Genomic DNA, 8,276 nt, shown 5'->3' on the forward strand with positions numbered 1-8,276 from the left:
AACAATAAGAAAATTTTTGAGATGAGACGAAGGGAGGCCCGGTCCCCTGCACCCCTCGTACCCAATCACCTCATGACTCCAAATACTTCAGGATCACGGTGGGGTTCCACAATCGCAGCCAGCCCTTGCCCGTCGGAGTTTTGTCCATCCCGCACACACCACGCGTGCCCCCTGCCCTCCAACTTGATGACAAATACACCCCCCAGGAAATAATTCACGAGCCATGCGAACGTGGGAGTCCCCCCGGTCGTCGACGCTGACCAATAGTTGGCCGACTGCACGTTTTGGAACGGATGGACATCCGGCAAACAGAGCCCCCCGCCTAAGCACAGGACCGAATTGATATCCATCAGGCTCGCCAGTTGCTCCCGCATCGGCAATGCCCAGCCTTTCCGTCCACCCACCTGGCGGGTGGTACAATGGCTGATCGCCCCGGCCCAGTTAAAGGCGCTCACCGAGGGGGAGGTCTCCCACACGATGCCCGTTTCCCGGTCACAGTACGCGACGCCATACAGGACTGGAACAAACCGGTCTACACCGGAGAATGTTTGTCCCCCCATCTTTGCCCCACCACATGGTCCGATCGCGCCAGGTTCCGAGTCGGCATACATCTTATTGTTCAGGCTATTGTTCAGGATTTCGGAGTGCGGAAGAATGGCATTCTTCGGTTCGCCCGGCTTGTTCTCTGGCGGTCCGCTATGGGCCCAGATCACTCCAGGCAGCGCGAGACACAATGCCAGAATCCCCGCCGCCCCCATACCCGCCATGATTGCTCGTTGACCAGACATTCCATGCCTCCCGGGTTGCGTAAGACTGACAACCCTCCTGGTTCGTCCCACTGGTTAGGAACAAGAGATCGATATTTCCTTCCTTAATATACTGGAGGAGCAATAGGATTGCTATCTCTCAAGACCGGCGCGCAATCACTCCAACGCTTGGGCGTGAAGTGGATCTGGACATGGGAGTGGGCCGGACATGCTGCTAATTTCTTGCCTTTGGAATACGGGGAAACGGTCCGTCTGTTGATTGGAGCGTCAGGCCGGTTACCAGACCTGCGGGGGGATATAGGACGAGAGCGGGTTGTTGGGAAACCAGCGCGGGGTGGTTGGGGCACCGATCCTTCGTAGAGCCCTTGTCCTGAGCCTTGTCGAATGGAGCAGGATGACCATGTGGGACGAGAGTCTTGCCAACAGTATGCAGGGATAAGGGAGCGGAAGAAGATGGATGCTCAATGGCGAATGGCGGATCTGTTCATCTTCGATTCACTGACATCGTTTTGGATTTGGAGCAGCTTTTTCTTTTTGGTTTTCCCCGGGTTCCATTGATCTTTGATATTTTTCTGTTGACCCATTCGTTTAACTCTGTCCATAAGGTATCCTCACCACTGTCGCCTCTGGTTGTCTCCTGCGCAAGGGCGAGAATCTCTTGATAGGAACGCACGTGTAACGATACCTGGTCCTGTCTGACTGTCCGGGTGAATTCTTCCCATTCCTGTGCTTTAACCTTTTTGGCCATGGGCAGATCCGCACTGTCCGCATAGACGATAACCACCGCCGGTTGCTTATTTTTCTGCCGCGCCACCTTATAGGCCACCACCAGATTGCGCATCCATTGGTAGGCCGATCCTGCGAATGGGCAGGGCTGATAATCTGTTTCGGCATCGAGATAAAAGACCTTCGGAATAATGTCCCAATATTGGATGCCTTGATCACTTAAGGGGCAACGACTGATCATGTCAATTCCGCGAATGCTTTGCTGCATATAATTTCCCTTGCACGGGATAGAGCCATTGCGCCGTACCGTTTGCGAACACGCCCCTCCATCCTGTTCGGTGAATTTACATTCAAACAGGATCACCGAATTGGGACTTTCTGCATAGACATCAACCTGCGTCGGGTGAGGTTCATTGAGCAATGATGTCCGCGCGCGCCATTCCAGGGTGATGTTCCAGGGACCGCCGGCGGGAACCCCGAGGGACGTTGCCAGGGCATCAAGAATTCCATCGCACTCAGATGAGGTTTTGATGGTGCCGAAGACATCAATAGCCAGTGCTTGGGATGAATGAGCCACATGGGTATCAATGGCTCCTCCCCGGCCTGCGTGCCACGGAAATGTTTCCCATGGTTCACAGGCTTGATGGGCGGGGGGGAAGATATTGTGTTCAATGCGAGTTCTCGTAGACTGGTCCATAGGTGTTGGCTTTCCCTGAGTAACCGGGATTTCGGATTGGGGTGTTTATGGTATGTATCGGTGAATGGGGCTTGAAGCTGAATATCGAAGTGAGGAAGTTGATTATTTGAGGCCTGGGCACAGATCCTTCGCTCCCGCTCATGATGACCATGTGGGGAGAGAGCCCTGCCAACAGGATGCGGGATAACTTAGGGGGGAGTGGACCCGGTTTAAATTTCCCCCTGGGTCGGGCATCACGCATATCGAGGATTTTCCATTTCTCGATTGAGTATAATTCCGGCCATGCGCTATTTGATGATATCAGCCATCCGATGCCACGTTTCCGTGGTGATGCTTACGGCCCTCCTCGTGCCGTTCCTCACTGCGCTCTGCCTCATCGTGCTCCCGGAATCCGCGCAATCGGTGCCGCCCGAGGCGGACCAAGGAGCCTGGCAGACAGCAACCCCTGCACCGACGAAGCGGACTGAGGTGGCTGCCGCGACCTTGAACAATACGATTTACGTCGTGGGCGGGTTTGAGCAACCCGGCTTCGGGAATTTCATCAATCTTGGGATCACTCCATCCCTCCAGGCATACGATCCAGCCACAGACCGATGGACGGCTAGAGCGCCCATGCCGATCGGCCTACACCATCTGGGTATCGGGGTGGCAGGCGGCAAGCTCTATGTTATTGGCGGTTACAAACAGGCGGGATTCAGCGTCTGGGCGCCCGTTGCCACAGTGTATGCCTACGATCCAGCAAGGGACACCTGGGCCGAGCGCGCACCCATGCCGACTCCTCGCGGGGCCTTGTCGGTAACTGCGCACGACGGGAAACTGTATGCTATCGGCGGCTACGACCGGAAGGCCAATAGCGCGGCCGTGGAGGTCTACGATCCTGAAGGCAACACCTGGACTGTGCGAACCCCGCTGCCAACCCCTCGCGATCATCTTGCGGCCGCAACCGTGGCCGGTAAGGTATACGCAATCGGCGGACGCCTGAACGGCGACTATCGCCAGAATCTCTCTGTCATGGAAGTGTACGATCCCGTCACCGACCGCTGGTCGCGGGCCGCAGATCTTCCGACTGCCCGCAGTGGAATCACCGCCTCCGAATTTGGCGGTCGGATTTATGTCTTCGGCGGCGAAAAGGAAGAGGGGACATTTATTGAAAACGAGGCGTATGATCCGGCCCATGACGCCTGGCAGACCATGACATCAATGCCGACCGGACGTCACGGCCTCGGCTCTGCCGTGCTGAATGGCCGCATATTCGTCATCAGCGGCGGGCCGACTCCAGGAGGCTCCTTTAGTGATCTGAACGAAGTCTTTACTCCACCGGAATCCGTCACCTCCAAACCCTCCAAGCCATGAGGCGCATATCAGCCTGACAGATCCGGGCCGTGTTAATATTCGAGATGACAATTTTTCCCTGAGCATCATATAATTTACCCATTACAATGGCAGTGGTTATGTTTACCGGATTTTGATTAAGGATTCGAAAGGAGAACGTATGGAGTGGAGAGCCAGTCATATTTTAGTGAAAGAAAAGGGGTTAGCCGACGATTTGAGAAAACGTCTGAAAACCGGCGGAAAATTTGCCGAGTTGGCGAAAGAATACTCGACCTGTCCTAGTGGTTCCAAAAGTGGCGATCTGGGGTGGTTTGGTCCCGGCAAAATGGTCAAAGCCTTTGAAGATGCGGTCAAACGCATGGGTCATGGTAGTCTGAGCCCGGTGATCAAAACCCAATTCGGGTACCACATCATTAAAAAAACCGGGCAGAAAGAATAAGGCCCGCTACAGGGTCTGCCTGGCCTAAGAAAGACGACCGGAGCCACTCAGGGGGCGGTGGTCGGTGAAGAGTCCGCGGGTGGTTGGGGCCTCTGCTGTTTGAGGCGGGAGAGTTCTTCTTTCAGGGAGGCGTTTTCTTTCTGTAGGGTATCCAGTTCGGTCTCCTCGGCAAATGAAGTGCTGCCGGATGGTTGGGGCGATTCCGATGCCGTGGTTTCCTGAATGTGAGGTGGGTTGGTCTTGTCGTGGTGTGGTGGTTCGATTTCCAGAAGCGCGTGGTAATCCAATACCAATTCACTCACCGGGGATTTGAATCCTCCGGCCAACCAGGTCGTTCGTGTCTCTTTTATATAGTCAGTGGGAAAAAACAGCAGCCTCCGCTTCACATCCCTGAGTACGCGAAAGGGATTCTGGTGGATGGCATGAATGCCCTCTTCTTCCGATGAGACGCGTTCGCGATAATTGGCCAGGAGGATGTGCAACTGCTGATCCTGGAGATACAGGCCGCCGGATGTGACCTCAAGCGCCTGTGATGGTGTGGAGGCGCCCCAGACGGCGAAGACGACCCAGTCCACAGGGCGGGCGATACTGAACGCCTGCTGTAGAGCTGGAATCAGCCGGAGTAGATCTTCGGGCGCAAAGACGGCTTGCGCAGGCCTGGAGGCATCCATGAGCCCCCTCCCGTCCTGGACGGCCAGTCGTTTCAGGATGGCCTGGAGATCGGCGGATGACCATTGCACAGGGTGCGCGTGACGGGCTTCGGGCTCTGCTGTACCTTTGGGTGAGCTGGCCAGGCCCACGAACACACTGGGATCATCTTCCACCGGCTGAATGATGAAGCCGGGGCTCGCACACCCTCCCACCCAGAGCGTAAGGACAACGGCCATGATGAGGTTCATTGTGTTTTCCTCTGTTCGCCCCTAACATGGCTGAGGGTATCCCGCTTTCGTCTGTTCGACCAACGGTTTGCAGGCATGAGCAACACCTCGTCTACAGCCGGTCCTCTGGCATCCCTCGAAGAGCCTCCATACGCTTCCGGTTCACCCCGAAATCGTAGTAGCCGCTGCGCGATGCCGAACAGAAGTGAATGGTTTTTGTCGCCATCTCCGCAATGGTTAATCATTGAGCAGACATCCCTGCACCTCCCTGCGTTGCGTATGACCCACTCCCCTCCTGGTTCTTTCCACCGGTAAAGAACAAGAGAAACCATATATTCTTCCTTAATATACTTGAGGGGGAAAAAGGAATGCCATCCCGTGGGACTTACGCGCAAACGCCCGACACTGGCGAGTCCAGAGCAGGCAGACGTGGAAGGGAGTCTGACAAGAGGTATCCAAACTTCACACTGGGCGGTTTCAAGTTCCAAGTGCAACGGGTGATTGATGACGCAGTTGCGTAAATACTTCCTGGAGCCTCACGAGGCGTATCAGGCGTTTTGATGGGAAACGCCTTCATAAAACCCTGGTGTTGAACTTTTCCTCGGGGGAGTTATTTCAGACAAGTCCTGCAACCTGCGGTGAGAGTATTCTGATCGTCTTGACCTCCTTCTCCCATCCTCCCATTGCGCATGATGGATTGAGGCCCTTGCGGTTTGGGCGATGGTGAAATCCAAGCACCCGCTGCTTCACTCTTCACACCCCGCATGGGCTCGAACGGTGCATTCCGGCCTTATCACCAAGGTTCTCCCTATAAAAAGGGAGCGCGTGACTTCAAAGAATTACACCATCTCACGTATCTGAATGGCTTCAGGGTCATATCTGATTGGAGACACAATCTCTCACTCCACACCGATACCATTTTCCCTAAGCGTTCCTTTTGTTACAAAATTTTCCTATAATTCCGTCAGCTTGTCATTTGTTCGCTCAATGGCGACAGGATCTTCCATTGCGCTCGCATGAATCTTGAGTTTCCGGTAGGTATGAACGGGACAGTGGCTGGCATTATTACAATTGGACGTATTGAATTGTTCAACCAAACAGATTTCCTTACCCATCAGCAATGAGATGAAGCAGAAAAGCCTCCTCCGGCAGTCGTCTGGTTGCAGGAAACACTTGCGAGTGAATCATGGCCTTTGAAAAAAGTGACGACTCAAAAATTCCTATTACGGGCTTATTGATACTGCTCACCGTGCTGGGAGGAATTCTGTATTACCAACAACCCTTTAAAAGTGATCGGCCCGTTCATGGACAACAAAACACGGCGGTGATCGTTGGTGACAAGCGGGTTCAAAGCCGTCTGTGGCAGGACCCTTTCGCATCCGTGAAGGCTCATAAAAATGCCGAACCCAATGCCAACCAGTCTCAGCCTGTGGCTCAGTCACCCCAAGGTTCTCTCAATGGTTCCGAGACCAAGGACCACCATAATTTACTCAGTCAATTGCGTGAGATCACGAAGACCATAGGGAAACCCACACCAACATTCAAAGTCCTGATTGTCGTGACAGAAGGGACTCCCTTTGCTTCCGGAACAGAATACCGGTTACGCCATCGTTACGCGGTGGTGTCCGCTCTCGGGGAGGCCGGATATATTCCTGAAGAAGGGGAATTTTTCCGGTATTTTGGGTGGGACCGCACACAGTTTCAAGGAAAAGGTACCTGCTGGGATGAGAGTTGCCCTCCCCTTGATGTGCCTCTCGAATGGTTTAAACCAGACGACAGGTCAAAAGATCACGTGCTTATCTTATGGGTCAAGGATCAAGACCTGGACAAAAAGCCCTTAGCATCTCTTGAAGGCCTTGTGGCCTTTGTAAAGGAATCGGTACCAGACTCTCAACAGAACCAAAGTGGTAACGATTCATTTCCTTTCGCCAAGCCGTTTACGGTTTTAGGACCGTTTCATTCCGGGACTTTACGCGCCATGATCGGTGAAGCGCTCGCAAAACAGCGTCAGGATCCTTCCTCCACCCATCCCATAGAGGGTTCGCACGCTATTGAATACCTTTCTTTCTCCGCAACGGCGTCTGATGCGGTTCTTTTTGAAGATTTCCCTATTGGGAGAGAAGAGTGTTTCAGTGAAGCCACATGCTGGGAGTATATGAGGTCCTTGGACTTTGATGTGCATCGTGTCATAGGAACGGATGAAGAACTGGCCAGAACACTCGTCGAGGAATTAACCAAACGAAAGGTTGACCTTCAAAATGGACATGATCATATTGCCTTGATCGGCGAGTGGGATACGCTCTATGGGCGGAAATTGCCACTGACCTTTCTTGAAGTGACGAACAATACTCCTGATCTTGATCTTATAACCAAAATTGAAAATTTAGCAGACGTCGACTGGCCGGATTGGGCCCATCGCTATAGCTACCTTCGTGGAATTGACGGTGAGCTTCCTCAGAATATGAATGGCTCTGACGGAACATCCGAGGGTGACGGAACCGTTTCCCAAAACTTTTTCAAAATCAATAAGGGTCTTGAACGCCCCGAAGGCCCTGCCCAATTCGATTACCTGAGACGTTTGGCCTTGCAAATCAAAGTTGAAGATCAAAAAATTCGTGAACGGTGTATGGATAAGGTGGGGGAAGGATCGTGGCCCATCTGTCCTGGCTTTAAGGCCATGGGCATTTTGGCAGGAGATGTCTATGACAAACTTCTGCTCCTCCAAGCCTTGCGGAAGGAATTTCCCGGAGTCATTTTCTTTACCACCGATCTTGATACCCGCCTCCTACATCCGGCCCAATATCAATGGACTCGGAATCTTCTGATTGCTTCCCATTTTGGCCTACGTCTTCACGCCCAGGTTCAAGGCTCGATTCCCCCATTTCGTGATGCCTATCAAACCTCGTTGTTCTTGTCCACGCTGCTGGCTCTTGACCCCGTCACCGTCTGTCGGACGGCTCCCTCGTTTTTTTCTCATGAGGCATGCGACCACTCACCAGACACCCACTCCTATGAAAGAGCGCCGAGAGTATTCGAGGTCGGACTCACAGGCGCATACGACCTGAGTGCCGACCCCAACACCATTCATGCTGCACGACCAGACTTTGAACATGGAAAGCCGGCCTCCCTCATTGGCATGCGGACGTTCTTGCTGCTGGGATGTATTGTGTTGGGTAGTTGGGTGATTTATGCGGCCATGAGCCGGAGAGCGGTGTTTCTCGTCCAGGAGTGGTGCAAAGCCCCCATGTTCTGGATTTTCTTAGTCGCAGTCGTCGGTATCTATATCTCCCTTTTTGTGTCCATCACCAATCAACTCCAACATGGAGAACCCTTTGTCTGGCTGGAAGGCATCAGTGTCTGGCCAACTGAATTACTCCGGTTAGCGGCGTTCTTTTTGAGTCTCTTGTTTCTTTGCCGGGGATACAAAACCCTTCAGG

At 53.4% G+C, this 8,276-nt stretch carries 9 protein-coding genes; 4 read left to right on the forward strand and 5 right to left on the reverse strand.

What is annotated here, in order from left to right:
* Positions 1 to 65 precede the first annotated feature (65 nt).
* Positions 66 to 788: a DUF1566 domain-containing protein gene (locus AAH187_RS08980; RefSeq protein WP_342348114.1), complete on the reverse strand. Its 723-nt coding sequence runs from the start codon at positions 786 to 788 to the stop codon at positions 66 to 68.
* A 108-nt stretch (positions 789 to 896) separates the two neighbouring features.
* Here AAH187_RS08980 and AAH187_RS08985 point away from each other — a divergent pair, with 108 nt between their 5' ends.
* Positions 897 to 1,127: a hypothetical protein gene (locus AAH187_RS08985; protein ID WP_342348115.1), complete on the forward strand. Its 231-nt coding sequence runs from the start codon at positions 897 to 899 to the stop codon at positions 1,125 to 1,127.
* A 124-nt stretch (positions 1,128 to 1,251) separates the two neighbouring features.
* On the opposite strand, the gene AAH187_RS08990 is transcribed toward AAH187_RS08985, so the two are convergent.
* On the reverse strand, positions 1,252 to 2,190 hold the full coding sequence (locus AAH187_RS08990; protein ID WP_342348116.1) for a hypothetical protein: 939 nt from the start codon (positions 2,188 to 2,190) through the stop codon (positions 1,252 to 1,254).
* Between the two features lie 294 nt (positions 2,191 to 2,484).
* Between AAH187_RS08990 and AAH187_RS08995 the strand changes: the two genes are divergently transcribed.
* Both AAH187_RS08995 and AAH187_RS09000 read left to right on the forward strand, forming a co-directional pair.
* Positions 2,485 to 3,543 carry a kelch repeat-containing protein gene (locus AAH187_RS08995; RefSeq protein WP_342348117.1) on the forward strand — a complete coding sequence of 353 codons (1,059 nt, stop codon included), beginning with the start codon at positions 2,485 to 2,487 and terminating at the stop codon, positions 3,541 to 3,543.
* Positions 3,544 to 3,682: 139 nt separating this feature from the next.
* A complete protein-coding gene (locus tag AAH187_RS09000) occupies positions 3,683 to 3,961 on the forward strand; it encodes a peptidylprolyl isomerase (RefSeq protein ID WP_342348118.1) in 279 nt (92 codons plus the stop codon).
* Between the two features lie 47 nt (positions 3,962 to 4,008).
* On the opposite strand, the gene AAH187_RS09005 is transcribed toward AAH187_RS09000, so the two are convergent.
* The 3 genes from AAH187_RS09005 to AAH187_RS09015 all read right to left on the reverse strand — a co-directional run bounded on the left by AAH187_RS09005 (position 4,009) and on the right by AAH187_RS09015 (position 5,936).
* The gene (locus tag AAH187_RS09005; protein ID WP_342348119.1) at positions 4,009 to 4,860 is read right to left on the reverse strand and encodes a bZIP transcription factor; all 852 of its coding nucleotides are present in this window, start codon (positions 4,858 to 4,860) and stop codon (positions 4,009 to 4,011) included.
* Positions 4,861 to 4,951: 91 nt separating this feature from the next.
* Positions 4,952 to 5,065: a DUF1499 domain-containing protein gene (locus AAH187_RS09010; protein WP_342348120.1), complete on the reverse strand. Its 114-nt coding sequence runs from the start codon at positions 5,063 to 5,065 to the stop codon at positions 4,952 to 4,954.
* A gap of 727 nt (positions 5,066 to 5,792) precedes the next feature.
* Positions 5,793 to 5,936, reverse strand: coding sequence for a hypothetical protein (locus AAH187_RS09015; RefSeq protein WP_342348121.1), 144 nt, complete (start codon positions 5,934 to 5,936; stop codon positions 5,793 to 5,795).
* A gap of 89 nt (positions 5,937 to 6,025) precedes the next feature.
* Here AAH187_RS09015 and AAH187_RS09020 point away from each other — a divergent pair.
* Positions 6,026 to 8,276, forward strand: a 2,251-nt coding sequence (locus AAH187_RS09020) for a hypothetical protein (protein WP_342348122.1), incomplete at its 3' end; no start/stop codon positions are given.

It is taken from the genome of uncultured Nitrospira sp., assembly GCA_902500695.1.
In the GTDB taxonomy this organism is placed as follows: domain Bacteria; phylum Nitrospirota; class Nitrospiria; order Nitrospirales; family UBA8639; genus Nitrospira_E.

What these genes read in the sequence shown, in the direction of transcription:
- AAH187_RS09000 (WP_342348118.1), top strand. Translation starts at nt 3,683, where the DNA reads ATGGAGTGGAGAGCCAGTCATATTTTAGTGAAAGAAAAGGGGTTAGCC.
- AAH187_RS09005 (WP_342348119.1), bottom strand. Translation starts at nt 4,860, where the DNA reads ATGAACCTCATCATGGCCGTTGTCCTTACGCTCTGGGTGGGAGGGTGT.
- AAH187_RS08980 (WP_342348114.1), bottom strand. Translation starts at nt 788, where the DNA reads ATGTCTGGTCAACGAGCAATCATGGCGGGTATGGGGGCGGCGGGGATT.
- AAH187_RS09010 (WP_342348120.1), bottom strand. Translation starts at nt 5,065, where the DNA reads ATGGCGACAAAAACCATTCACTTCTGTTCGGCATCGCGCAGCGGCTAC.
- AAH187_RS08990 (WP_342348116.1), bottom strand. Translation starts at nt 2,190, where the DNA reads ATGGACCAGTCTACGAGAACTCGCATTGAACACAATATCTTCCCCCCC.
- AAH187_RS08995 (WP_342348117.1), top strand. Translation starts at nt 2,485, where the DNA reads ATGATATCAGCCATCCGATGCCACGTTTCCGTGGTGATGCTTACGGCC.